This is a genomic window from Paenibacillus sp. Marseille-Q9583 (assembly GCF_976954365.1).
Genome location: NZ_CDRJTB010000083.1, coordinates 1 through 26,923 on the forward strand (window position 1 = coordinate 1; position 26,923 = coordinate 26,923).

The following is a 26,923-nucleotide window of genomic DNA, read 5'->3' on the forward strand; positions in this document are numbered from 1 at the left end:
TTTCCTTTGAATTATTACTCATTCCTTCGTCAATATTCTGATTCTTATTAGGTTTGGAAAGTAACCGCGAATAGTTTTCTGTACTTGTAGCTTCGTCCTCAGCTTGTTTTGTTTCACTCAATAAAACTTTTGATCCGTCTGAATTAACAAGATACTGTCTAATATAAGCACCTTCCCTTGCTGTAACCAGTTGCCCCTTTTTTTCTACCGATTTGTCCTTCTTTTCTTCGTATTCTTTCTTTTCAACTGTTTGTATGAGAAGCGTTGATTTAAACAACTCTTTGTTGTTTGTTAGATTGTTGCGTTGGTTAATATGATAAACGCTAGGACTAGAATTATTAATACGCATGACTCCACATCCTCATCGAATGGAATTTTTTGAAATAGTTGTAACATATCATTTAATATCGGTATCTTTTGTTGAGAGATGAATACAAATTGCGATTAGGACAAAAAAGGGACGCCCGCGGCCATTAGCTTAGACGCGACGAGTATAGCTTGTGCGTCTATGTCTAGGTTATAGGGATCAATCTGACGTTTGGATTGGTACAAGCGAGGGAATAGCGTTAATGTCATTTGTTACATTATTATTATTGTTCATATATTTATGTATGGCCCTAATTACTTTTTCGTTAACACATTTTTCTATCAATACCAATGAAAACCAACGGCAGAGATCCTTAGAGTAAAAAAAAACGACAGGCTGAGTTGCCTCTTGTAACTACCATCTGCACCACGTCTCCGTGCCCATTGTACAGGTGATAATAGTCCTAATGCAGAAAGACTGCCGGCAAATTTCTCCGACAGTCTTTCTCTTAAAAAGTAGTATTCTTATCTTCATATTCGCTGGACAATCCCTTAAGCGATTTGATTTTACCATGGGGATGCTGTTCTTGCTTTCGTGACTTCCAGGCAGCTTCCTTCCTTCTCTTCTGGTGAGCCATAAAAGATATCCTCCTCTGGAATTTGAGATGTATACTACTTCCTTATGATGTCATTCCATGGCTACGTTCATTCATATAATTATTTTGTGCTTACAGGCATAATACACTAGGGTATTTGTTTTTTGGTACGTTCTCTCGTATCCGTTGGCCGCTGGTGCATACTGTAGCGGCACAATCGAGTTTTCCGAGCACGGTTAGAGCTGGTTTTCCAAAGGCAATTGCATATTTTTCAACGAGCTTTGTTTAAAAGTTTTTTCAGATTTTCACCTGCTGTGCGGTTTTAAATTTTCCTGAGAATCCTTATTATGTTAATAAAAAAATACGACCATGGAACTCCTTCTGGACTAAGACTGCCCTGTGATTAATTATTCTGCAAATAGTTTCGCATACGGATTTTCGATCTTTTGTTCGCTGCTGCTCTTACCTGCGTTATTCAGAACATAATATTGATAGAAATGGTTTGAAAAATTCAATGATTCCAATGCTTTAGCCATAAATGGATCTGCCGTCTGATCACTCAATTGTTCCCCTGTCCAAAAATAATGCAACATGAGACGATTCTGGTTATATGGATGTTTGATAATGTAGGCTCCGGATTGATTAGACTTATTCATGATTTCCTGCCATTTAAAACCGACTGTATCAGCACGCTTGATGATGCCGGACTTCAAGGCTTGTACAAACCCATTCGCATCCGGTTTCCCGATGACAATGATATTACTGTCCCCTAGCTCCTTCTTAAGCTTGTTTTTTAATACTTGACGTTCCGTTATAATCGTTGGCTTTATTCCTGCTATTTGGAAGAAGCCTTGAAACTGGTTTAGCAGTTGATCCTGTTGTTTTGTTGCTTTGTCCGATGTCAAACGGTCGCTCAAGATAATCGTTAGCGGCTCGCCCTGCAACGTTTTATCGATAATTCGGCTCATCGTTTCAGACGGAACCTCTGGAAACTGCACAAACACCGAATGGTATATTGATTTAAATTGCTCGTACATATAAGCGGCTTCCTCGTCCGCTGTTAGACGATATTCAGACTTCAATGAATAATTGGGCAGGCGCAAATCCGCTTCCCAATCATCTCTGACCTTTTTGCCCGCTTTGTTCTCAACAACCTGAAGCAGGCCTTCGATCGTCGCATTTTTGTATACATACTGGTCAAAATATGTCTGCATCAACTCATCGAACTTCTCTTCGCCAAGCGTACGATACAACTCATAGATGGCTTGACGGCCTTTTTTATAAAAAATAGCATCGGGAGAATCCCCAACCTTATCATTGGTCGCATCAAGCGGACTATCTAACGATACTTCATCGAATTGAATCACCTTGAATCCATTTAACGGATTTCCTTGTTTCTCATAGAAATAAACCATAGAGAAATCGGCAAATCCTTCATCTAGAAATGATTCCTTCTCGGAATTATTTCCAATTAATGCGTGGAACCATTGATGCGCAATTTCATGGACAAATGCTGAATGGTTTGAAATATCTGGCTGACCCTCGATCATGCCCATCTGAATCATTCGCGAAAATTCAACAGCGATCCCTTCAACGTACGATTCAACAATTCTGAACTCCGGATAAGGATATTTACCATATTTTTCGCTGAAGAAGTTAATGACTTTAAATGCTTGATCAATATATTGATCGATAATCTGTTTTTTATCTTTCTGATTATCAAAGTAATAGTATTGTATGGTCAGACCATCTCGTGTAACACTTTCTACTTTATAATCCGGACTCGTGAAGAAGACAAATTCTCTCGTATTATTCGCAGTGGCCGTTACGATCTTGCGGCCTGCTTCGGCATCCTGTACGGTCAGTGTTCCAGGCATAGAAATCTGGTAATCGGCGGGTACATTCATGGTTACCTGATAATCCGCAGAATCATAATAATCGGATTCAAATGTAGTGCTGTAAGGAGTTTTGTCCCACGTATGATCTGCAGGGTTATAGACCGAAAGCACAGGGAACCAATGAGCGCCATTAATGATATTCTTGTAATGGGACAACCGCTGTGAGCCATAAGGAATTTTTACGTCGAATTCAAGTTCCAGTGTGATAGATTGCCCGGGCTGCAATGCTTGTCCCAATGCAACCTTAAGTGCCTGATTCGTATTATCGAACTTCAAGGGTTGACCTAACGACTTCACATTGTTAATGTCAATGCCGCCCAGGAAATCTTCAGGTTTCTTATCCGGATTTTCCTTTGCCATTCGTTCATTTGAATTTTCGAACATACCCGACTGTGTTTCCTTTGAACGGTTTGCATCTGCAAAGGTGTGAAATACAATATTGTCCAGTGTATCCTTCGTGTTGTTTCGATAGGTCACAGTTTCTGTACCGTGAATCGCCATCTTCTTCTCATCAAGCCTTGCGTCTACTTGATAGCGCGCAGGCTGATGAACAGCCGCGTCGGCTTCTAGCAACGAATCGTTCTGAATCGTTGGTTTCGTCGCCATCGCTATCCCCGTACCAAAAACAGGGCCTGTACTAAATGCGACAACAAGACTGCCGGCAATCATGCACTTCGGTAGTTTAGTATTCCAATGTTTAAGTTTATTCATGTTGCTCCTCCTAATGATAAGTTCCTAATCATGATTGTAGATCTTCGAGTATGTACGAAGACTAGTATAAAGCTCTTACTTTACATGAGTTTTAAAGGAACCTTACATTAACCTTAAAAAGGAATCATTTATTGTTTTTTAAAACAGATACTCTGCACAAGTGTATTCCACTAACACGACTGTTGAGAGAATAGAAAACGACCCATGGATGAGTGGGTAAATCGATACAACAGCGTTCCAAGTAGGTCCGCTCCCGCACTTGCCTTGACAATACATCTAGCCCAACAGGCTGCCGATATAGTAGCGCCTGTTGGGCTTCAAAAAAGGTCTTATGTGGCTTTTGAACTAAAAACTTTAATTTTTTATCATAATCAACATGATGATCGATTTGAGCTGCTATATTTAAAGGAACGGGAAACGGAGCAATAACAATTTGGAATAATTCAGTTTCCATATATGCCAGGATTCGAACTCGGAGAAAGCCGCCTCATCTTGCTCGGTTAACCTGTGCAAGTCTCCTTCCAGGTATTCTTATCAGCAAGACGTTCTTATCGGCTTCTGAAAAATAAAAAAGATAATCTCCGCCATGCAGAGTGACTCCCGCTTCATTCAATTTTCGGCGAATGATCTTCTCAGACAAGTCTTGTCGTTGATAAAGGCCTACCTTATCGGCCATCGCATGCATCAGGACCGCCATAACCCTGCCATCGCTGGTTTCCCGGACCATAACCCGACTGTCTTTATCCAGGTTCGGGTTGATGGCGACAGTAAAGACTTCATCGGTATAGAGAATGTTCGTCCAAGGGAGCGTAGCTAAAACGATAACAATGGACGGCATCTTCCCTCAACGTTCATTGAATAATAACGTGTCACATGTTACTTTTCACGCCTCTTACACCACTCAGCACCATTTTCTCATGATCAGCTCAATCGGACCTCTTTTCATCCACTTTCTCCACAGACTCGAAAAGATAATGGAGATAATGAAATAAACGGTTCCGTATGCCATTGCAAAAGAAAGACTTCCGTTTTCCAAATAACCCACTGTCATAAGAAAACCAATTCCGATCACTACGTGCCCGATATAATGGGTTAACGATAACTGTCCTGTATGGATCATCGCCTGTGTCACAAGGGAATTTTCAAATTTATCGACCACATAAAGACAGATCGCAATGATGGCGACAGCTGAACAAATGCCAGAGAAAACATACAGCATTGTGGGCGGCATCGGTTTTGTTCCAAAAAGATAAGTTGCTGCTTCTTTACTCAGTACTGGGGAGGTCCATTTAACCAAGAAGAAAGAAATCGATTCAAAAATAATCGTTCCTGACAACGAATATACTAGTAATTTCGAACGGTTTTCCTTATTCAGCCAACGCTTCCTGCCAATCCACATGCCGATGAGGAAGAAGCTCAGCCAAGGAAAAATGGGATGAAATCCGTTAAATAACAGATTGCGAGTAAACCCTTCTATCGTCCAAAAGCCCATGTATTCCTTAAAACTCGAGTCCCATCCCTTGCTGTAATCGAATACGACTAAAAACAACTGCGATGCTACCAGGATTATCGAAAACAAAACTAGTATTATATTATCGGATACGGTGATCAAGACTGCAGCTACAAGCATAAATACCGCATAATAATGCAAAATATCGGCACTCCAGCCTATTAGCAATAAAAGCACGCCAGATATAAACAGAAAAGCAGCTCTCTTGTACAAGCTGTTCCGGATTTGAGGAATGAGTACCCAGTTCATTGAGTTACGGGCTTTCGAGGTCATTAATGCCACCCCAATACCAGCCAACACGACAAACAAGGCGGATGCTCTCCCCTCAAAAAGGCCCGCTATCGCTTGCAACCATGCAGGTCCGCCACTCTCTGCCTGCATCGCTAGCTTATAGTTCACCATTACCATGCCGAAGATCGCCAATGCTCTTGCAAAATCAAAGGCAGTTATCCGCTCTTTCGCTTGACTCATGCCACATCCTCTCCCTTAATAAATTTCGCTTTATGACATGACATCGCTAAATAGATAGCAGCAGCTTTTCCCATTGTGAACTGAGTGAGATCCTAATCCGATAAAACTAATACACCAAAATAAGGAACCTCTATAAACATAGACTTCAATGGTTCAGAACGAAGAACCCAAAATGCCTGTGAAGTATCCGGTTAGCGTCACTCCTAAGGGATGCGGCTTGGAATATCTAAACAATAAACCCTAGGTCTGACCTAAGGTCAATTGTTTTGTTCAAAATTTCAAGAAACTACACCGTTCACACCCTGAATAAGATACAACTACAGCCGTATTCTCCGTTAGGCCCAATTGTTCCGCCGCCTGAGCGGTAAGATTGCCGGCCAAGCTTCCAACCGGGATGATGGAGGAAGCTATCTTTTCTACCACAAAATACTCTAAATCCTCATGCAAAGCTTTCAAAAAGGAACGCGAGGGAAACAAATCCTGCTTACTCCAGATTTCTTTATAGCCTGCCGAGCATGATTGCGTTTCCATTGTCTGGTTAACTGCAACATAATCCAATCGCCCGCTTCGATAAATCGATCAGTGGCATGGTAAATCTCAGGCGCTTCATGCAATATCTGCAGAACCTTTGGAAGCAGCCATTCTGAGGAAATAGTGCCTCATCGCTATCTCCTTCATTCCTTCACTAGATTCTGCTAAGCTACCTCCTTTATACCCTTTTCATAGAGAAACTCCTAAATAAGATGTAAAGTAAATCTTAATTTTCCTTAAATATCTAATTTAAAAGAGCAAAAGCCTGGTATACCAGACTTTTGCTCTTTTACACACTAACAAATTAGACTCATCCAAATGAAGATAATCGCAGTGAAGCCTTTTCCAAGGGTATATAATATTTATTGTGAACGATAATAGTTCCGCGATTGTCTACAATATTCTCAATAAGCAATACAAAGACATCTTGATCTGTAAACAGCCCACTTAATTTGAGCATATCTGTGCCTACAATATATTTAATTTCGGTTTCTGACTTATGAGCCAGCTTATAAATCGTTTCTTCCAAGTACTGCTTTACACTTTCACTGTCATTTAAATTAACGCTATGACTATCTACGCTGTCACTCGGAACAATGCTGTAACAAAATCCGATTTGGGTGTTACTGTTTAAATAATGGCGTTCTACTCCTAAATACACGGGTACTTCTCGGCGAAGTACGGTGTTTACATAAGAAGTGGAGACCTCAAAACGACGTAAGATCGTAATTTCATCCACTTTGTCATTGCAGCACTTGTGAAAAGGATTACCTATTCTCTCTAATCCGATAAAATAGCCATCACCGATTTTTTTCACTACATTACCGTAACCCTGTTTAGCTTCAACAAATCCATCCTCTTGGAGCAAAGCCAGCGATTGACGTAGTGTAGTCCGGCTGACACCCATAAGTTTCGCTAATTCGGGTTCTGGTGGCAATCGTGTCCCTTCCGGATAAACACCGTTATCAAACATTTTAAGAAGTTGGTTGTAAACTTTGATATATCGCGCTTTTTTATTATAGGTGGTATCTTGTGTATCCATCATTCGGTTCCCCGTTTATAAGTAAATTCTATTTGTTTCATTATGGCAAAATAAGAGCTGGATCACAAATTTTATTCATGAACAATATTGTATAGTTGTATTAAAATATGTATAATCATAAGACATAACAGTGTATAACCTCAATAATATGGTTTGAGGGTCTCTACCAGGAACCAAAAAATCCTGATTACAAAATGGTGTTATCTATTTTGTGGTCAGGATTTTTTGGTTTTTTTACTATTAAAAAGCAAGAAAGGAATTAGAAAAATGAATCTTAAAGTATGGATACTTGCTGCCTCTGCCATTTGTGTAGGGTTGGTTGAACTCATTGTAGGAGGAATATTACCTCTTATTGCTGATGATTTGAATGTAACGCTGGGCACTGCAGGACAGTTGATAACGGTCTTCGCTCTTGTATATGCTATTGCAGGCCCTGTTCTTCTTACACTAACGGCAAGATTTGAACGAAGATCCCTCTATCTTATTTCATTAGTCGTATTCTTTATGGGGAATATGATGACATTTTTCAGCCCAAGCTTCTCGATCATGATGGTGTCAAGAGTCATTACGGCAATGAGTACAGCTTTAATTATCGTGCTCTCGCTCACGATTGCGGCCAAAATTGTTGAACCTGCGCACCGAGCGAAGGCAATCGGAATTGTCTATATGGGAATCAGCTCCTCATTGGTGTTAGGAGTGCCTGTTGGCATATTAATAGGTAACTCTTTTGGCTGGCGTGTTATTTTTCTCGGAATCGCCTTGCTATCTCTTCTCTCTATGGTTCTTATTTATGCATTTTTGGAAAAGATCCCTACGGAAAATATCAAGCCCTTATCTGTACAGATCAAGGCTTTAGGTAATTTGAAAGTAGCAAGTGCACATCTCGCGACGCTCTTTACCCTGGCCGGACATTATACGCTATATGCTTATTTCACTCCATTCTTAGCATCTGAGCTGCATCTTGATCAATATTGGATAAGCATGTGTTATTTTATCTTTGGTATATCTGCTGTCTTAGGAGGAGCATTCGGCGGGGTACTTGGAGATCGTCTTGGTTCGCATAAAAGTATTATTATTGTTATCAGTTCCTTTGCTGTCATTTTATTATTGCTTCCCTTCTCTACCATCTCGATAATCTCATTCCTTGTAGTTATGGTCATTTGGGGGGCACTAAGCTGGAGTCTTTCGCCACCTCAACAGAATTACCTTATTCAGATCGATCCTGATCATTCAGATATTCAACAAAGCTTTAATAACTCGGCTCTCCAAATTGGCATATCCTTGGGTTCAGGAATTGGAGGAGTAGTATTAGAACAGACAGGTACAGTGCGAAGTACAGCTTGGGTTGGTGCGGCTATCGTAATTGTAGCCCTATTATGTGCTGTTTTTTCTCTTACTAGACCTACTTCAGCAATGAAGACAATTAAACAGAGATGAATAATTACTTGAGAATAAGATCTGCAATCGGTACAAGTTCTTGTCTAGAGCTAAGGATAAGAACTTGTACTGATAAAATAAAAAAACCGCGTCCAGCGTGGATTTAAATAGGTCTATGTTCTTGTCCTCTTACAGTTGCCCGTTAATTTAACAAAGGCATCCGATCTCAATGATCAGCTACCTTCTTATTTTGATTGAGCTATCGTTTCCCGTTATCTTAGCTTAATGGATCACATTTGTAGTCTTAATGCAACGTACCACTTATTCCATTAATCTCCCTTTACTTCTTTATCGTTCGGAATTAATTCATACAAGGCACGAACATCACAACCGATGGAATCGGCGATCGATATGGCAATTTTGAGTGGTATCACTCTTTTGTTTTCAATAAAGTCGTAAACTCGTTCCGGTTTAAAAAGCAAGTCTTTTGCCAGCCATTCCGCTGACTTTCCGGATTCCATCAATCGTTCATTCAGTAAGCAACGTCCTAGTTCAAATTTCAAGAAGTGATGACCTCCCGCATAAGATAATACTTAACCTTAAGCGTTGTCCATTGCCAGCATGAATATACTTCATAAAGGGTCCCATAACGGTAGTTATTCAATCGTGCATCGAATTTGTAAGTATCGGCAATGCAAGCCAGTAGCTCTGTATCACATGGCATGAATTGCATTAGATTTTTTTCCATTCCTCGATTAATAGGAGCTTATCAAATTCGGTAACCTGTTCCGTAAATTAAAATAGTGAGGTTACGAACTTTACCTCCGGAAAGCGGCTATCCGGTCCTTTCATTAAGATTTTGCTTTGATTTTTCAGATACATATCGAAGAAATCCAGCATATAGGCATTGATAACGGAATTTGCTCTTTCGGGAGCAATCTTTCCTGTAATACCCAGCATTCTGAATATCGGAGTAATGAACTGTACGTCGGTAAAATTCAAATGCTCCGTATTATCGATATAGAGGACTTGTCCCCCGTCGTCGACCGTTTCGCGCATCCGTTCAAGCTCTAACTTTTTATCTTCCTTTACTTTATCCTCCCACTCTCTTGTGAGCCCATATGGTTAAGCTCTGCATCTGTGTAGTCCCGGTTATCCATCACCATTTTTAATTTTTCGAATTCGCTTTCCGAGTTGATGAACAAAAACGGCTTATGTAGACCCTCTCTATCACGCAGACGATAAAGCCCTCCATCAAAGTCTATTCCAACCGCGATTCGCGGATCGTAAGAAGCGTCATAGGCCGTCGCTCCGCCGATGGAATGACCGAACACACCGACATTACCGAGATCAATTCTCCCTTTTAGATGACTTGGAATCTTCCCCGATTGGATGAGCTCGAATTGGTCCAGCACAAACGCCACATCGTCGGTTAAAACTTTACCCAACTTGTCGCGATTATCTCTTTCCGTCTGGTAATCATGGTCAGGCGAGAATAAATCGTTGGTTGTGCTGGTCGTGATTCGACCGTCCGGAAACTCGGTTGCAAATGTATTGTAGGTGTGGTCAATCACTGCCACGATATATCCGTGACTCGCGAGATATTCAGCTTGCGCCGTGTGGAGGAACCTGGAAGAGCCGAAGCCGGGATTCGCAAGGATCAGTGGGTATGAAGTCTGTGCAGAAGAGACTTCAGCCCCCGAATAAGCATGACTGGATACGTACTTTAGGTGTTGTAAAGTAAACCCGGGAAGGCCATAGTTCGTAGCCATATAACGTAAAATCTGGGTATCTGGAATAAAAGGAGCGTACTTGCCGGTTCCATCTTGAGACGGATACCATACCTGAACCATCAATTCTCTCTTACCTGTCTCAGTTTTGCCAAATGTCTCCTTCCGGCTTGGATCGATGAAATGAAAGCTTTGCGTGCCTACCTACAAGGATGATCATGATTTCTCCAAGGCTTTCATAACACCGTTTGGGCATTTTATGTATTTGAAGATCTGCGCTGCACTTTCTGGTTCCGCCTGAAGGGCACTTCAAGATAGAAAGCCAAACAGCGATCCCCTGTTATTGGGAATCGCTGTTTTAACGGGACTAGAATGAAGCCATGCTGTCTCTGGCACAGACTATCCACGCTATTTATAGTAGGAAGTGGTCAGCGGAATAATGAAACCACCATCGACAGGCTGCGTGACATCAATCGAGATGTTGCTCACTCCGGAGATTGATACCTCAATCGTCTGGATACCGGCGGATGTCGAAATCTTCCCTACCTTCTTGAGTAATGCATTCTTGTCAATATCCTTGATTTCAATTGCATCTACGTCCTGGCCGGTTGCCGCAAACTGTAGAATCAGCTTCGTATATTTGCCTAAGGGACTAAGTGCGGTGTACTTGATATTGGAGCCGGAAGCGCTGTACAATACCTCTCTATAATCCTTGCCGTTAAATGTGGTCTGCGCAGATTCTATGGAATACAGCGTGTTGTTGAAGTCCTCTTTATTAATCGGGACGCCGGCCTGCTGTTCACCTATTACGACCTCTTTGGCCTGCGCGTTATAATTTACCGCCACTCCCAGCAGTGAAGATACCGATCTTACCGGCAGATAAGTGGTGCCGTTATAAGTAATAGGCAGAACCGTCTTTCCGTTGCCATCTTTTAAGGAGATGATTTGCCCGTTCGCTCTTACCTTCAAATCTCCGTTCAAGTATGCTTTAATCTCCTGGAGTTGTGTACTGGCCAGGGCCCCTGCGGCCATTCCTACCAATAAAATTACAGATCCGCTTAGAGTCATCAGTAGCTTTTTCTTCATCGTTGTTCTCCTCTCAAGTAATACTTTAAATTTTGCCAATAGTATACAATACCTGATGTATACAGGCAAAGCATTTTAGTATATCGGAGAGTATGCCGCCGTTGATTATGTTGACATGCGGTTAAGACTGCAGCTGTATCTGAGTCTGCTCCGTAAGCATAATCCAATCCGCCTGACTGATGACGTCAAGGTTATGCTCGATAACGATAACTTTATTGCCCTTGTCCACGAGCCGGTTCATAATCTGCCACAGCCCCAGTGAATCATTGCTTCAAAGGTATAACCATGTTCCACGTATCGGAAGCGTCCTTAAAACCATCACTGCCGTCCGATACGGCCGCGAACAAATGAGTCGGCTTGCCGTTCTGGAACAACAGGAACGGCCGCTCCAGATTGCCCAGCGTCTGCACCGTGCCGTCATCCCAACGCACCGTCCGGGAATAGCCTTGCGGCTGCCCATGCAAGCTCCATTTTAGTCCGTCCGGCGACTTGGCGTAGATGCCGCCGTATTTTTCTCCGCATAGATGCCCTTCCATATCTTTGGCGATCAAATTGTATCCTTCGTTTGTCTGCCAGATGAAAGGGTCTTCGATATGGAACGACTCTGGAGGAAACACCGGCTCGTCACTCAGCACCCGGTAAAGCCCCTCGTAGTGATCCGCATACGCAACGCCAATTGTCATGCCGCCATGAAGGTTGCCTTTATAGTGACGTGCCTTGTAGATCAGCAGTACGGAACCGTCCTCACGGACACACGGAGCCGGATTGGAGGTCAGAAAGCTATCGAATCGGCCGGGACGTGTTGGCAATATCGGTTCGTCCGCTCTGCGCCACGGGCCAAAAACGCTGTCCGCTATAGCCAGGCCTACCCGTTTGTTCGCCCGCGCCACGATGCATTGAGGATCGGTTAACCCGAAATTTCCGGGCGGCTCTGGATCGCTTAGCGGATGGGTCGAACCCGTATAATAAAGCAAATATTTGTTGTTGTGCTTGACGATATGGGGGTTGTGCGTACAGCGTCCGTCCCAATATTCCGCTCCCCTCGCTGGAAGCGCCACCTCGCAGAATCGGTACGGTCCCTCGGGGGTATCCGAGTCTGCCCTGACAATCTCTGAAGCTGTCATCCAGCCGGGATGCATTGGCAGCGTCTTCGGCCAGCGCGAGGCAAACATATGGAATTTGCCGTCCTCGCCTTGCACGACGGAACCGCACCATACCCAATAACCTTCCATACGGAAGCCGCCGCCACGCGGAGCCGGCAACATTGTGCTAGTAAGCATGTACAGTCACCTCGTTTTTTCCCGCTGCTCCATAATTGCTGTGAAACATGGTCTCCCATCCTTCCAAATGAAGTGAATAACAGGACTGCTCCTTACATCAATGGATCTACATAGTCATGCCGGCGAACCAACCGCCGGCACGCTTGCACATATATCGATCCTAAGGCGTATTCAGCCCCACCTCGTCAGCCACTAGCGGGCGATTCAGTAGAGGCGCGCCGGAATATTCGTCCGCTCCCACATCTGCTGTCGACCGCATTTGACCGTCCATATCCGCCAGCACGAACGCGTATGTCCCCACTGCTTCATCAATTGCCGGGCTGCTCGCGGACAGTTTCTGAATGCCGCTCACCGCAGTCAGTAGCGGATTGATATTTCGGATCTGCTCCGAGCTGCGCGATCTGTTGTTAATAGTGCTGCCAAACCCGATGTTACCTTGGAACAGCGTATTCGTTGTCGCCGCCTCGTAATAAAGCGTGCCGGTGCTGTTGTAAACGATATTGTTCGCAACGACGGAATCCTGCGGAGCATACGCTTTGCCTGAGCCGATGACGATACCGGTTTTGCTGTTTACAATCGTATTGTTGACGATAAGCGCCCGGTAAGCTTTCCATTGTTTACGCAATTCTTCAACTGTCGGACTTGGAGGGGAGCCTCCAGTACCGCCGTCGAAGTCGCCGTTAGGCAAGTAGATTGCTTCCCCAGTCAAATTCTCGAAGTAGTTGTTATAAATCTTATGGTCATTCCCGAACATCCGGATGCCCTCCTGATCCGACTCCACGCCGTCCCCGAGGAAGAAGTTTCCATATACGCTGTTGTTATGGCCATGCCGCAGCGTCAGGCTGCCCTTGGACGTGCGGAATGTATTGAAGCGCACCGAATTGCTGCTGCTCTTGACCGATACGATTTCCGGCTCTCCATCGCAATTCTGAAATACATTGTATTGTATCGTATTATAGCCGTGGGAGAGCGTAAGGCCCGATAAGCCGAGACGAATGGTCTCTTTGCCGTTAGCTACCCATGGGCCTACATCATGGAAATAGTTGTATTCGATAATATCGTATTGCGAAATTTGCCCTGAGCCGTCCTGTCCTTCGTAAGCGATCAGCGGTTCGGTGTCGCTCTTCAGTCCGAAGTCGTTCCGATCGATGCGGTTATGATGGCTGTTCGTGCCCCGCACTTGCAGCCACATCAGGCCGTTCCCCGAGCTTGGAAGAGCAAACGTATTACGGGTCAGTCGTACATGGTGCGAGCCTTCCAACACCACTGCGCCATTGCTTGAATTCGTAAACTTTAATCCGTCCAGCACCACATGCGAGGAGTTTTCGACGCGGAAGCCTGACGCTCCCGAGATGATAGCCTGACCGCGGTTTTTCGCTTTAATGACGATTGGCGCGTTGGCAGTGCCGTTTTTGTTCTGAACAGCAAACGGGCTTGTACGCGAATACGTGCCGTTTGCCAACACAATCGTTTTACCCGCCGTAGCGGTTGCAAGCTCGGCAGCCAACTGTGTGGAAGTGCTAACTTCGACGACCGTCCCTTCGCTACCGCTGCCGCTAGAATCGCTACCATAAATTTCGACCTCGGCAAAGCTATTCCAGACATTCACCGAGTTGCCGTGGCCAACAATGCGAACGTAGCGGACGGGGGCAACATCGGCAAAATCAAACGTCTGCAAGCTATTGCTCAGACTGCTGACCGCTCCCGAAAGCACTGTACTGAAGTTGTAGCCATCATATGAAGTCTGGATATCAAAAGCGAAGGTTCGCTCTGCCCCGTTGGTGAAGGCAATCTTCACGTATTCCACGCGCTTGCTCGATCCAAGGTCGTATTGGACCCACTCCCCCTCGCCACTCGCTGACCAGCGCGTGTTAAGATCGCCGTCGATTGTATACGCGACGATATTGCCGTCATCACCGCTGGCCATAAGTTGTGGCACGGTAATCGCCAACTTGCTTGCGCCTGGCGGAGATCCGCTCGCGGTGCCGTAGAGTTCAACTTCAGAATAGCTGTTCCACAGGTTGGAGGAATTACCGTGCCCAACGATTCTGACATAGCGGGTAGAATCGACATCCGGAAAATCGAACGTTTGCAGACCTTCCACAAGGCTGCTCACAACTCCGCTGCTGACGGTCGTAAAGGTGGAACCGTCCGTAGACGTCAAAATATCAAAAGTAGAAGTGCGGCTTCCCCCATTCAGAAATGCAATTTTGATAAAAGACACTTTGCGATTTTCACCCAAATCGTACTGGATCCATTGCATGTCGCCATTCGCCGACCACCGTGTTAAGAAATCGCCGTCCACCGTGTTAGCTGGAACGTTGCCGTCATCTCCGCTTGCCGTCACGTCGGAGCTGCCAATTGTGAACTTCGCATCAGCCGCCCTCGCCGTTCCTGGCATTAACGCAACCAGCATACAGATCAAAATAATGCACGTCATACTTTTGGTTCCCATAATTCATTTTCATCCTTTCCATTATGAAATGATGGTCATTGAATCATCCCTTCGTTCCGTCCAGCACCTCCTCTCAAGAATACGGAAGCCGGGAGGAGCTTACTGTCCTCCCGGCTTCGTAATTACGGCCTTTGATTCCCCTTAAAAAACATGCTGGCTCCAGCCTTTGCTCTTCGCCAAAGCTTCAATATAATAGTAATCGCCGTAAATCAGCGATACGTTGATGTTGGTATTGACTGGCTTATGACCGGTTGCACCGAGCAGGATGCCTTCATACTCGGGCTTGTCGAGCGCACTGTAGTTGTTCGACAGCGAGCGAAGAATGCGCGTGGCCGCACGCTGATATAAGGCGGCTTCCTCAGGAGCCACCTGCGACGCGATGTCGATCAAGCCAGATGCTGCGCAACTCGCTGCCGAGGTGTCGCGCGGCTCGTCCGTCAAGTCGGTCGCCGCACGGAAATCCCAATGCGGCACATCGTCTTCCGCCAACGCGCTGATGAAATAATGCGCCACCCCCTTCGCCGCATTCAAGTAACGCGCTTCTCCCGTATAGCGGTAAGCGCAGCTCATCCCGTAGAGCGCCCAAGCTTGGCCCCGCGACCAGGACGATTGCGGCGCGAAACCCTGTCCGCCGTCATAACGCTCCACTTCGCCCGTCTCCGGATCGAAGATAACGATATGATGCACCGATCCGTCGCTTCGGATGAATGAGCGAAGCACCATATCTGCATGGGCGACCGCAATATGCTTGAAGCGCGGATCACCGCTTTCTTCACTCGCCCAGAACAGAAGCGGCAAATTCATCATCGAATCGATGATCGACCAACCCGTCTGGTTGCGGGGCCAGGCTCGAATGAACTGTCCTGCCGGGTTGTACCTGCCCGCCAAATAGTTGGCGGCAAACAGCCCGCGCCGCCGAGCGTCCGGGTCGCCGGTCAGCTTGTAGCGGATAACCGATGTCGGCAGGAACTGAAAGCCGACATCGTGGTGGAAATGGTTGTCCCGCAAGTAACATTGCTCCATGCGTTCGTCCCAAGGCTCCGCCTCCTCCCGATAACGTTGCTCGCCGGTCATATCGTACAGAATCCACAGAATGCCCGGCCAGAAGCCTGAAATCCACTGATCCACTTTGATCTGGTCATATTTGCCCGCCGCCGAAACATGCGGCGCTTCTGTCCAGCCCGCTTCGATCATATGATCAACTTTGATCTTCACTTTATCCCACCAAGCCGTCAGCTCGGATGGTTTTAGTATCACATTTTCATTGCTCATTTCTGAATTCCACCCCTTCTCCTAACCTTTAATGGCACCAATCAAGGCGCCTTTCACGAAATATTTTTGTAATAGCGGATAGACTAGAAAAATCGGAAGGGTCGCAACCATAATAGTGGCGTATTTCAATGTCTCACCCAATATGATGATCTCATCCTGGGAGGCTCCTTCCGCCATGGAGTTTGCATCGCCAATAATCAAAATTTCTCGCAGGATCAGCTGCAACGGATACAGCGACCGATCCTGAAGGAAGATCATAGCGTTAAACCAGGAGTTCCAGTGGCTTACTCCGTAATATAGGCCTACCACTGCAAGCACCGGCTTGCATAGCGGCAGGAAGATGCGGAACAGAATGCCAAAGTCGTTGGCGCCGTCAATCTTGGCCGACTCTTCCAGTGCATCCGGTACTGCCTCGAACGATGTTCGCATGATAATGAGGTTAAATGCGCTTATTGCGGTAGGCAGGATCAGCGCCCACAGTGTGTCCGTAATGCCCAACCCTCTGACCAGTAAGTAGAACGGAATTAATCCACCGCTGAAAAACATGGTAAACACGATAAGCAACGTAAGCTGCTTGCGATATTGCAACGTTTTTCTGGACAAGGCGTATGCGGCAAAGGAAGTAAGCAGCAAATTGAGAGCCACACCTACAATGACAACAAATAAAGTGTTGCGGTAGCCGAGCAGGATCATCGGGTTGCTGAATACCGCCTCATAGGTTTCAAGAGAGAAGCCCAGCGGCTTCCAAAGAATGCCCTTATGCGCCATCATCAGCGCTGGTTCACTGAATGAAGCAAATGCCACGTACAGAATTGGATACATTGTTACAATCATGAGCGCGGACAAAAACAGCGTATTACAAACCACGAATATATGTTCACCCAAGCTTACTCGCATGCGAACCCTCCTCTACCACAAACCCGTATTGTTCAACTTCCGGCTTATCCAGTTGGAGCCGATAACAAGCGCGAAGTTAATCACGGAGTTGAACAATCCGACAGCGGAGCTGAAACTGAATTGAAAATCTTGAAGCCCGATCCGGTACACATACGAGGAAATGACATCCGCTGTCACATAAGTGGTCGGGTTGTACAACAGAATAACTTTCTCGAAGCCAACGCTCATAATTCGGCCAATGTTCAGGATGAGCAATATAACGAAAACAGGAAGCAGACCGGGTAGAGTAATATGAAGCATCTGCTTCCAGCGTCCACCCCCGTCGATCTTGCAAGCTTCATATTGCTCGAGATCGATCGCAGACAGCGCGGCCAAATAAATAATGGTACCCCAGCCTATATGCTGCCATATATTCGACGAAACGAAGATAGTCCGGAAAAAAGACGGCTCCAGCAGCATCGTAACCCGCTCACCGCCGAAAAATGCGATAATATCGTTGATGACGCCGTCACTGCTCGTAAAATCCTTGATCATGCCGCAAATAATGACAAGCGAAATAAAATGCGGCAAATAAGTAATCGTCTGAACCGAACGCTTGAACAGCGCATTTTTCACCTCATTAAGCAACAAGGCGAGAATAAGCGGAGCGGGAAAACCGAAAATGAGATCGTACAAGCTAATCATCAGAGTGTTTTTAAGCACCCGCCAAAAATACATCCCGCCAAAAAAGTCTTTGAAATGCTCAAGTCCTACCCACGCGCTGCCCCCAATTCCAAGCCGGGGGTTAAAATCCTTGAACGCAATAATCGAACCGTACATCGGGAAATAATGAAAAATAATGAAATATAACAAAACAGGAGTAAGCATCATGTACAAATACTTGTTCTTAACCATATCTTTCGCAATATTAAGCGGCAGACGACCGGCATGCGTGACTTTGCTGCGTCCCAGCTTCAATTGAGCCATCTCCTACTCCTCCTATTCACATCCAGCATTATTGGCAGGGGATGGCTGAACCATTCCCTTGCCCCCACGGCAGCCTGCAGCCAACCGTGGGACGATTCATGGAGTTATCTGTTGTTGTAGCGATCCAAGGCGCCTTGATAGATGTCGATTACATCGCGAATCCCCATATCTTCCAACTGCTTCACAAAGCTGTCGAACTTATCGAGCGGCTCGTTACCCATAACAAATTTGATGAACATTTCTTCCAGATACGTGTTGATTGCCGTCATCGTCTGCGCTACCTTCTTGCTCTCATCTACAGTAGGCGTAATGAACGCGGGCAAAATGTGTTTCGCCGCATCGGTCTCCGACCAAATCTGGACTGCCTCGTCCTGTTGTGGGAACGTGTTGGTCGTTTTTTGCTCATGCATCGGAAATGGACCGTTCGGAACCGTATACTGCGCCAACATCTGCTGTGAAGTGTACTTATCATTTTTTACGATCATATCGGTAAATTTCGGAACGCTGTTGTCCAGCTTGTAGCTTTCGCCTTCAACGCCGAAGTTGTACATCATGGTTCCTTGCTCGCTAAATGCGAAGTCCAGCCATTTTACAATCGTTTCCAGATCTTTCGCCGATGTCGTCACAGCCGCGCTTGCTTTCGGGTTATATTTGAAATCGCGCTGTCCGGTGAACGGTTTTTCGCCTGCTTTCAAAACCGGATAAGGAGCCGCAACAAGATCAAAAGCCGGATTTTGGGCTTTGCCGGACTCCAGCCATTTACCCATGCCGCCACCAAGCAGGAAAACAGTTGCGCCGGACTCACCGTTCAGAATCCGCTTATCCAGCGTGTCGCGCTCGACGATCGGGAAGTCTTTATCAATCAGCCCTTCGGAATACCACTGGCGGAACAACGTCATAACATCCTTGTATTGTGGATCTAACGGGCCGTATTTTACTTTTCCTTGGTCGTCAATATAGAAGCCGTGCGACGTTTTGTATGCGCCGAAGAACGCGTCCTGCAAATTCATTTTGTTCGCGTATAACGCCGTCAGCGGTGCAACAGCGCCTTTTTTCTCTTTGAACGCCGTCAGAACCTTATGCCAATCGTCTACCGTTACAGGCAATTGCAGCCCTAGCTCATCCAACCAATCCTTGCGCAGAATGGGTCCGCGGAAGACTAATCCTTCCTCGTTGCGCACCATCGGGAAGACGTAATATTGGCCACTGTCGGTTTTCACCATTTTATCCAGCTCTGGATTGGCTTCCAGCATCTTCTTCAGGTTAGGCGCATATTGGTCGATCAAATCGTTTAGTGGTACGATAACCCCGTCTGAAATCGCCTTCTCCGGTCCACCGGGATAAATACTCCAATCGTACTCCAGCACGTCCGGCAGCTTGCTGGAAGCCAGTAACAAATTAAACTGCTCTTCAGCTTGACCTTCGGAAGGGTGGATGTAGTTCACTTTCACGCCGGTAGCTTCTGCAATTGCCTTCCCGATCGGCGCTTCCGCCAGATTCGTTGTAAATGTAATCAGATTTCCGTTGATTGGAGCCCAGTATGAGAGAGTATCTTTCGTATCCAGCGGATACACCGGCTTATCTGATCCCTTGTTGCCTTTGCTTACGCCATCGCCGCCTTTATTGCTGACGGCCCTTTGAGTCGGCTCTGTCTTCTCTTTGTTTCCGGAGCCCCCATTACTGGAGCATGCGGTTAACAACAATGAAAGTACCATTGCGATCCCGAGTGTGAGCTGCAGCCTATTGCGACTCTTGCCGTTGCGATTTTTCCCCATTGTGCCCCTCCGTTTTTTCGTCTTGAATAAGTTGATTTGAATACGCTTTCAACATAACGTTAATCCGATGCCGCAAGCCATCGTTAAAACCTAAAATATACTGCAATTTCTCAAAAATGAGGGTAACAAAACCGTATATTTGGCACTTTTTCTTGAAAAGAAAAGCCCGAGAGCTACTTGACTTCCCTGTAGCGCCCGGGCGTTATCCCTTCAAATTTTTTGAATATGCGGTGGAAGGTATTCACATCGTTGTAACCAACCTTCAACGATATTTCGCTGATCGTATATTTACCGTCGATAAGCAGCAATTTGGCCTGTACCAGCCGCGTCTTGTTAATATAATCGAGCAGAGATTCGCCTGCAAGATCCCTGAACAGTTTGGAAACATACGACGGCGTCATGGAGAAGGCTTCCCCGATCATCGAAATATTCAGGTTCTCGTCCTGGTAATACTCGTTGACATATTTCATGACCTTATCGATTAGCGGATTGCTGCAGTATTCGCGGTTATTATTAACGTAGCCGCACAGAAGCTCTAGCATATCGTAAAGCTGGCTGCGCATCTCCCCTACCGTCTGGCATTGCATCAGGCGTTCGATGGCGCGCACTCCGTCAGGCATATCCGGCTTGCCCGCGATGCGGATTTCGCCGATTACTTTTTGCAGCGTAGCCATTAGATCGAACATGAGACATTTGGCTGTATGAAAAGGAAACGGCTCCGTCGTCACATTTTTCTGAATGATCTCCCCGACGAACGCTTTCGCCTTATCGAGCTGCCCTTCGCGAACCATAGCGATCAATTGCTGCTCGGCCTTGAGCGGATAAAAATAACCACCTGAAGCAGCCCCTAAGTTGTCGTTGCCGCTCAGGTCCCCATAATGAATAATACCGCCGCTGCCTGCAATGATACGGTATTCCATCGCCTCGATCGCTTCCTGGAACGCCTGGAAGATGCCATATTCGCCCACCTGTTGCGCGCTGATGGAAGCGGTCAACTGGACATGGGCATGATTGGAGATGAATGACATCGTTTCTTCCGCGATCTGCCCCAGCTCCCCCCGCTGTTCCGCTGGCGATGCAAGCTGATGGTTGACGATGCAGGCGAGCAACTCCTGGTCCAGCTCTACCGCATAGGCGTTTACTGACTTCCGTGCGACCTCTTCGACCACGTTGGCGATCAGGAAGTGCAGCAACCGCTTGTTATGGACCTGGTCCTCATCCTTCCGATGGAACTTGCCGAAATGCTCGATGCGCAGCAAAATAACAGAAAATCCGCCCTGCGGGAGACGCAGATCATAGGCTGAGAACGATTCGTGCAACGGGATATGGCTGTCGAGTTGCCCCTTCAGCAGCCGCTGCAAAAAGTGCGATCTGAGTGTATTGTTATGCTGATTCAGCTTGTAATGAAGCTCCTCCTTCTCATGAAAGGTGCTGCTCAGCGCATGCTCCAGAAAGGAGTATTCATTAGAGCCGCGATCAAAGGTAAACCCTGCCTTGAACGACAAGCTCTGGATCAGCGCATAGATCGGCAGGTAGTTCCGCTTGAGGAGCCAATACGTCACGCCACCGCCAACAATCAGGCAAAGCAAGATGCTGGCGATCGTCAATTGCTCTACCACGTTCATCTTCTGGTGATATACGTTCGTCGGCAGCGTCATCACATATTTCCATCCCGTAATGGATGAGGTTGTGTAAGATGCAACAAGCCGGCGACCGGCAGTCTCGATCTCAAGTTGTCCTGATTCTTCCGACATATCGCCGTATAGTAAAGGAGGATCGGACAGCGACTCACCCGTAGACGCAATGAACCGGTTGTCTTCATCCAGAATAAAGATCGTACCTTTCTCAGGCACCGAAGCTTGCTCCAGCAGCTTGCTGCGGTCAATCATGAACAGCAAGACAGCTTCAGGTTGATTCATGATTGTTGAGTTCACATTTTGGGCATACATGACCGTAGGCCGCCACTCATTCTCTTCAGACACAACAACGGAGTGGTAGCCTTTAATGTACCCTTGGTCAAAATATTCTTGTAACGACTGGAACGGCATATGCTCTTCAAGGCGAATATGGTCGTATAACGCTTTGATGTTCATACGGTTGTTGCGGGCGATGACCGTATCGCTATTTTTGTAGTAAATATAAATGCCTTCAAGATAATCGTTAGCGATTTCGTATACGCGCAAATCATTAGCGATTTGGTATATATCGTAGTGGTCCGAATCAGACAGATTGGTATCGGCCGAAATAAATGCTGCGATTCGCCTGTTGAGGCTCACCTCGAGGCTTAAATTCTCGATTCCTTTGAACTGGCTATCTATGGCTTGCTCCATCTGAAGAAGAATAGATTGGTTGGCACGGTTAATTTCAGCCTTTACAACGTTCAGCGTCGCGCCGTATATAACGCCGCTGATCAGAATGGGCACGAGTAGCACCGAGACGTAGGAAAGCATCCAGGTCATGTATACGCTGCGATTTTTATGCCGGAGCTGCTTCAGATAGATTGTCCACCGGTTTCGAGTTTGGGCCATAGGTTCTCCTCCATGTTAGTTTTATTCGGAGTCGGGACCGACGTCAATTCTTGTCAGAATAGCCGGACAACGAATATCCGCGACATCCGCTTTATGATTGTTAATACAAACCACCGGAGACGGCCGGTATTCATAGATGGCCGGCTGCTCCTTGCCGCATATCCGATTGTAAGCGATTACACATTGCTCCGGCGCATAAGGAATCCGCTTGCCGAGCGTAATGCCGTGACGACAATTGACAATCGTATTATTCACTACACTGGCTCGATAGACGCGCCAATGTTTCCTCAGTTCCTCCTGCGTGGGCGCCTCGGGATAGCCGTCCGATCCGCCATCGTAGTTGCCGCCGTCAATGAGCAGCGCATCCAACGTCAAGTTTTCCATATAGTTTTCAAAAATATGATGGTCGTTGCCGTAAATGCGAAATCCGCCCATTTCTTCCTTCACGCCATCGCCAATAAATACATTATTATGAAAGCGGTTTCCATGTCCGTGACGCGCTGTCACTTGGCCGGCGGAGTTAAGGAACGTGTTGTACCGAACTGTATTATAGCAGCTTTTTACCGAAATAATCTCGGGCTCTCCGTCGCAATTTTCAAACAGGTTGTGTTGAATGGTAATATAGCCTTTCGAGAGAGAGATGCCGGACAGGCCGAGCCGGATCGCTTCAAGCCCATTGACGACACGCGGGCCTATATGATGAAAATAATTATATTCAATGACATCATGCTGCGAGATTTGTTCACCGTCGCCATCAAAAACAACGAGCGGTCCGAGGTCGGCCTTTGGCCCGAACTCGTTGCGTTCGATCCGGTTCCAGCCGCTGCCGCTTCCCAGCACAGACAGCAGGCTATACTCCGCCCCAACCTGTCGTGGCTCAAATCTATTCCGCGCAATCCTCACATGCCGCGAACCGTCTAGAATGATAGATTCGCGCTGACCGACCTGGAAATGCAGTCCCCATACCTCTACATAGGCAGAGTTCAAGATGCGTATACTTGATTCTCCAGCGATTATCGCTTTTCCTTTATTTACAGCGCGAATGCTTAATATTGCGGTGTCCGATCCTATTTTGCCTTCAATAATATAGTTTTCATTCCGATCGTAAACGCCGTCTGCCAACAAGATCGAAGAACCAGGTTCTGCCCGGCCAATGGCTGCCGCCAACTCATCGCTACTCGATACCCAATAAATAGTAGTCATTTTCTCACCTGCTTCCTATAGAATAGGCGGATATCATCCGCAGCCTCTGCAGAATCATATCCGCAACTTCACAACCTCTATTATCAAAGATACGTTTCCCATACCATAGTGTAAAAAAATGAAGCAATCATAAAAATGTAAACTGAGGCGCAAAATGAGCGGGAATTATCGCCTTGTAAGCTGTAAATCGCAACCTGCCGGTGTACAATAAATGAGAAAGGACGTATCCCGACACCAAATCGTGGATACGTCCCAATGTTTTTGCCTGCTCTCCCGCCGCTTACGCGAAAAAGAAGTACGCAACCTTCATCTCTTCTTCCTTCAACCGCAACTTTTGTGCCGCTTCGAGCAAAGGCGTGCGGTCATAGACAAGACTTTTCATCGCTATTTTGCCATCGGTAATCGTGAAATAGTGCGCTTCTTTCGACGGATCGTCGCGACGACGGTAGGACACGCTTCCCGGATTCAGCCACAAACTGTTGTCACTCAAATAATGAATGCATCTGCGATGTGTATGTCCGAAAATAATGCGGCGATCTTCTTCGGTCCCATTTGTCCTCCCGTTGCGTTCCGCCCAAAAAGCATCGTACTTGGGTAAGCTATCAATCGTCAAATAGTTTTCGTACAGATGCTGCATTGTATAGCTATAGCCGTCCATCTCGAAAATACGGTAGACCGGTATGCTTTCGAGGAAGGAAATTTCCGCTTCACCGAGCAGCCTTGCATTGTAATGCGCCCACTTGATCTCATCCTCAGCAACATCATGACCGCTATTGCCGTTTCGGTACAGGTCGATAATAATGTCGTCATGGTTGCCGCGAACACAATTCGCGTCGTTCTTATGCACCCATTCGATAACTTCCCGCGGGAAAGGTCCGTAGTCTAAAAGATCTCCCGCGCAATAAATCACGTCACAGTCGGATTCTGCCTTGTGGATCGATTCCAGCGTTTTGACGTTGCTGTGAATATCCGAAATAATTAAAGCTTTCATAATCGATTCAACTCCCTAAGTTTCAACATTCTCAGCAGTACCGTTACCACATCCGCCACGTAGCTTTATCGTCAGGCATGAAATGGTCCCGCGGCAGACGCCAAGGATACAGCCTGCCTTTCCCAGTCGTGGGTGTCTGCACTGTCCGCAAACCACTGCGGCGCAGGGGCGCCGTCCACAACATTGGCCGGGATATAATTGGAGGCTGGTTGCGACGAATTGGCCGTAACGGAACATGCGTGTAACCCTATTTGATCATTCCCTTCAATCGGTAGCTTTCGGACAATATTCAGGCTGTAGACATTGCGTATCAGGCTGTTCTCCCATTTGTCGAGTGCACTCTCCCTCCTTTATATAAAAAGATGGAACCTTGATAAATCGTCAAAAGCTAAAATCGCCATCAAATATTCTAACTTCTTATCTCCAATTTTTGGAATGAATATCAAATCTTAAAAAAGTCACTCACATCTCACGAATATGCATAGAAACATCTTTGTAGCTATTTTTATATACAGCATTCAATGTTCTTAAAACAAAAGCATCAACAACATGATCCTTTTCATTTGGAAAAATAAAAAAAACGACATCCGAGCTTAGATGTTTTAGCAAGATTTCATTTTCGCAACTCCCTATGTTCATTTTAATTATTGTGTTTCTTGCCCTAGTCATATATTGCTTGAAGCCAATTTTGTAGGTCAGATCTTATATGCACAGAATCCTATAGTTGGGGACCCGCCAACATTTTAACGAAAATATACGTTAAGCCCTGAATCGTGTCCAGCTTGGTGTATTCTCATACTCTTAGGTGGTCCGGGATGTGTCACGAGCGGACGCAACGAAACGTATTGGACAATCATTCAGCAACATTAACGCGGTACTGTATTAAATGATTATGATATAAAAAAAGCTGTCGAGACTTTCTTGACAGCCTTGCCGCGATTATCGCGGTTTCTATATGTTGCGTGTTTGTTCTTCACTCCCACCAATGCTTCATTTCACTGAATCCAACGTCCCATAGTTTAGCGTTCCCGGAAACGATAATCGTAATTTCGTTCACCTTGTCATAAAATGGTATATTTAAAGGTTCTGCTCCATTATTATATTGTTCATTGTACTGATAATGAACTCTTTGGTTTCCATCTACCAATATAGTGAGTTCTCCCTTGGAATCTCCCTTGTCTGGAATGCCAAAATAAGAATAGAACGTCACATCTTTTTTGTTGCCCAAGATGTAGGTGTATGATTTTCTTTTATCCCCTTCACTGTAATACACGTTCATTTTGGGTTCTATTTTCTTGCCTGCTACGGTGAAACTTGGAAGATTTTCAGTCATAGGCATGGTTCCATTCATTTCTTTCACATCGTGTAATGCTTGAATTGGGCTTTCTCTTTTCGCTACAACATAATTGATGGTTTCTGAGATCACGATTACTCCAACAAGAAGAACAACAATAGATAGGGCTGAAGCAATAAGCTTTTTACAAGAAATTTTTGAAGAACATCCAACTTTATATCCGATAAATCCTATCGCTGCACCTAATGTATTGGATATAACATCATCTACATCAAAGCTGCCAAGATGAGTTAAAGCCTGCATCGTTTCCAGAACGAGAATCGTCAAGACAAAAAAGGATATGAACTTCCCAAAACTGGAACGATACAACAGAGGAATTACTACTCCAAAAGGGATAAAGGCAGCAATGTTTCCAAAGTTGTATACCCATGAAAAAGTTAGTTTTGGAAATCGAAGTGGAACTCCTTCTGGAACAAGTATAAATGTGTATCCATAATCGCTGTTCCAATGATCTAATCTACTGAAAGCAAAAAACATAAAATATAATATCAATAGCGTGTACAAAATTGTTCCTACAAAGAGGAGTTTCCGTAATTTCACTTCCATAATATCTCCTTTAATAATTCATCGATGGGTTTAGTATATCTTCCCAAAATGACATTAAAGTGACATTGAAGTGACATTTTAGTCACTTAAACGCTTAATAAATGATTTGTTTGTAAAATTGAATCCGAAATCATGCCTTTATTCATCCCACTCTGGACATGAATAGCTCCATCTTCTTGGTTTAATGCTGTGAGCCATCGAAAGACCAATGCAAATCCTACCCTCTCTAGCATTCTTTTCTTATAAAGTGTAATTAGGACTATGTTTTTGTCCCTCGACTATTGTTGTCTGATGACAAGAATATAGTCCGATTACCTCTATATCTCTTCTTTCTATGCATACAAAAAAGGCTGATCTTTAACAAATAAAAGATCAGCCTTTTTCTAATTGTCCTTTTT

At 45.5% G+C, this 26,923-nt stretch carries 19 protein-coding genes, 4 pseudogenes and 1 riboswitch; of the genes and pseudogenes, 1 reads left to right on the forward strand and 22 read right to left on the reverse strand.

What is annotated here, in order from left to right; all coding sequences use genetic code 11:
• The 8 genes and pseudogenes from ACWNM1_RS26645 to ACWNM1_RS26680 form a co-directional block, all read right to left on the reverse strand.
• Positions 1-349: pseudogene (locus ACWNM1_RS26645) on the reverse strand (hypothetical protein); the annotation flags it as partial.
• A 113-nt stretch (positions 350-462) separates the two neighbouring features.
• Positions 463-601: pseudogene (locus ACWNM1_RS26650) on the reverse strand (MarR family transcriptional regulator); the annotation flags it as partial.
• Between the two features lie 214 nt (positions 602-815).
• A complete protein-coding gene (locus ACWNM1_RS26655; protein ID WP_234540893.1) occupies positions 816-944 on the reverse strand; it encodes a DUF6254 family protein in 129 nt (42 codons plus the stop codon).
• A 365-nt stretch (positions 945-1,309) separates the two neighbouring features.
• Positions 1,310-3,511 carry a M1 family metallopeptidase gene (locus ACWNM1_RS26660; RefSeq protein WP_449603329.1) on the reverse strand — a complete coding sequence of 734 codons (2,202 nt, stop codon included), beginning with the start codon at positions 3,509-3,511 and terminating at the stop codon, positions 1,310-1,312.
• Positions 3,512-3,998: 487 nt separating this feature from the next.
• The gene (locus tag ACWNM1_RS26665) at positions 3,999-4,349 is read right to left on the reverse strand and encodes a hypothetical protein (RefSeq protein ID WP_449603330.1); all 351 of its coding nucleotides are present in this window, start codon (positions 4,347-4,349) and stop codon (positions 3,999-4,001) included.
• Positions 4,350-4,412: 63 nt separating this feature from the next.
• Positions 4,413-5,492, reverse strand: a complete 1,080-nt coding sequence (locus ACWNM1_RS26670) for a DUF418 domain-containing protein (RefSeq protein WP_449603331.1) — start codon at positions 5,490-5,492, stop codon at positions 4,413-4,415.
• A 270-nt stretch (positions 5,493-5,762) separates the two neighbouring features.
• Positions 5,763-6,023 (reverse strand): hypothetical protein, encoded by a 261-nt coding sequence (locus ACWNM1_RS26675; protein WP_449603332.1) that lies wholly within the window; start codon positions 6,021-6,023, stop codon positions 5,763-5,765.
• Between the two features lie 310 nt (positions 6,024-6,333).
• Positions 6,334-7,068, reverse strand: a complete 735-nt coding sequence (locus ACWNM1_RS26680) for a winged helix-turn-helix domain-containing protein (RefSeq protein WP_449603333.1) — start codon at positions 7,066-7,068, stop codon at positions 6,334-6,336.
• Positions 7,069-7,175: 107 nt separating this feature from the next.
• Positions 7,176-7,275, forward strand: a riboswitch (purine riboswitch).
• Between the two features lie 57 nt (positions 7,276-7,332).
• Between ACWNM1_RS26680 and ACWNM1_RS26685 the strand changes: the two genes are divergently transcribed.
• Positions 7,333-8,502, forward strand: coding sequence for an MFS transporter (locus ACWNM1_RS26685; RefSeq protein WP_449603334.1), 1,170 nt, complete (start codon positions 7,333-7,335; stop codon positions 8,500-8,502).
• 269 nt (positions 8,503-8,771) lie between these two features.
• On the opposite strand, the gene ACWNM1_RS26690 is transcribed toward ACWNM1_RS26685, so the two are convergent.
• From ACWNM1_RS26690 to ACWNM1_RS26755, 14 genes and pseudogenes are all read right to left on the reverse strand, one after another.
• On the reverse strand, positions 8,772-9,005 hold the full coding sequence (locus tag ACWNM1_RS26690) for an XRE family transcriptional regulator (RefSeq protein WP_449603335.1): 234 nt from the start codon (positions 9,003-9,005) through the stop codon (positions 8,772-8,774).
• Positions 9,002-9,201 (reverse strand): annotated as a pseudogene (locus ACWNM1_RS26695) (hypothetical protein); the annotation flags it as partial. The pseudogene ACWNM1_RS26695 and the gene ACWNM1_RS26690, both read right to left, overlap by 4 nt.
• A 36-nt stretch (positions 9,202-9,237) precedes the next feature.
• Positions 9,238-10,376 (reverse strand): annotated as a pseudogene (locus ACWNM1_RS26700) (alpha/beta hydrolase family protein); the annotation flags it as partial.
• A gap of 204 nt (positions 10,377-10,580) precedes the next feature.
• Complete coding sequence (locus tag ACWNM1_RS26705) at positions 10,581-11,258, reverse strand: stalk domain-containing protein (protein ID WP_449603336.1); 678 nt, start codon at positions 11,256-11,258, stop codon at positions 10,581-10,583.
• A 263-nt stretch (positions 11,259-11,521) separates the two neighbouring features.
• Positions 11,522-12,490 carry a glycoside hydrolase family protein gene (locus ACWNM1_RS26710; RefSeq protein WP_449603337.1) on the reverse strand — a complete coding sequence of 323 codons (969 nt, stop codon included), beginning with the start codon at positions 12,488-12,490 and terminating at the stop codon, positions 11,522-11,524.
• 208 nt (positions 12,491-12,698) lie between these two features.
• Complete coding sequence (locus tag ACWNM1_RS26715) at positions 12,699-14,993, reverse strand: chondroitinase-B domain-containing protein (RefSeq protein ID WP_449603338.1); 2,295 nt, start codon at positions 14,991-14,993, stop codon at positions 12,699-12,701.
• Positions 14,994-15,134: 141 nt separating this feature from the next.
• A complete protein-coding gene (locus ACWNM1_RS26720; RefSeq protein WP_449603339.1) occupies positions 15,135-16,265 on the reverse strand; it encodes a glycoside hydrolase family 88 protein in 1,131 nt (376 codons plus the stop codon).
• Between the two features lie 21 nt (positions 16,266-16,286).
• Positions 16,287-17,162, reverse strand: a complete 876-nt coding sequence (locus ACWNM1_RS26725) for a carbohydrate ABC transporter permease (protein ID WP_449603340.1) — start codon at positions 17,160-17,162, stop codon at positions 16,287-16,289.
• A 12-nt stretch (positions 17,163-17,174) separates the two neighbouring features.
• Complete coding sequence (locus tag ACWNM1_RS26730; RefSeq protein ID WP_449603341.1) at positions 17,175-18,128, reverse strand: ABC transporter permease; 954 nt, start codon at positions 18,126-18,128, stop codon at positions 17,175-17,177.
• Positions 18,129-18,232: 104 nt separating this feature from the next.
• Positions 18,233-19,903 (reverse strand): extracellular solute-binding protein, encoded by a 1,671-nt coding sequence (locus tag ACWNM1_RS26735; protein ID WP_449603342.1) that lies wholly within the window; start codon positions 19,901-19,903, stop codon positions 18,233-18,235.
• Positions 19,904-20,076: 173 nt separating this feature from the next.
• Entirely contained in the window at positions 20,077-22,431 is a 2,355-nt protein-coding gene (locus ACWNM1_RS26740; RefSeq protein ID WP_449603343.1) for an AraC family transcriptional regulator, read from the reverse strand.
• Between the two features lie 21 nt (positions 22,432-22,452).
• Positions 22,453-23,634 (reverse strand): polysaccharide lyase 6 family protein, encoded by a 1,182-nt coding sequence (locus tag ACWNM1_RS26745; RefSeq protein ID WP_449603344.1) that lies wholly within the window; start codon positions 23,632-23,634, stop codon positions 22,453-22,455.
• A 280-nt stretch (positions 23,635-23,914) separates the two neighbouring features.
• On the reverse strand, positions 23,915-24,625 hold the full coding sequence (locus ACWNM1_RS26750; RefSeq protein ID WP_449603345.1) for a metallophosphoesterase family protein: 711 nt from the start codon (positions 24,623-24,625) through the stop codon (positions 23,915-23,917).
• A gap of 973 nt (positions 24,626-25,598) precedes the next feature.
• Entirely contained in the window at positions 25,599-26,525 is a 927-nt protein-coding gene (locus ACWNM1_RS26755; protein ID WP_449603346.1) for a VanZ family protein, read from the reverse strand.
• Positions 26,526-26,923 lie beyond the last annotated feature (398 nt).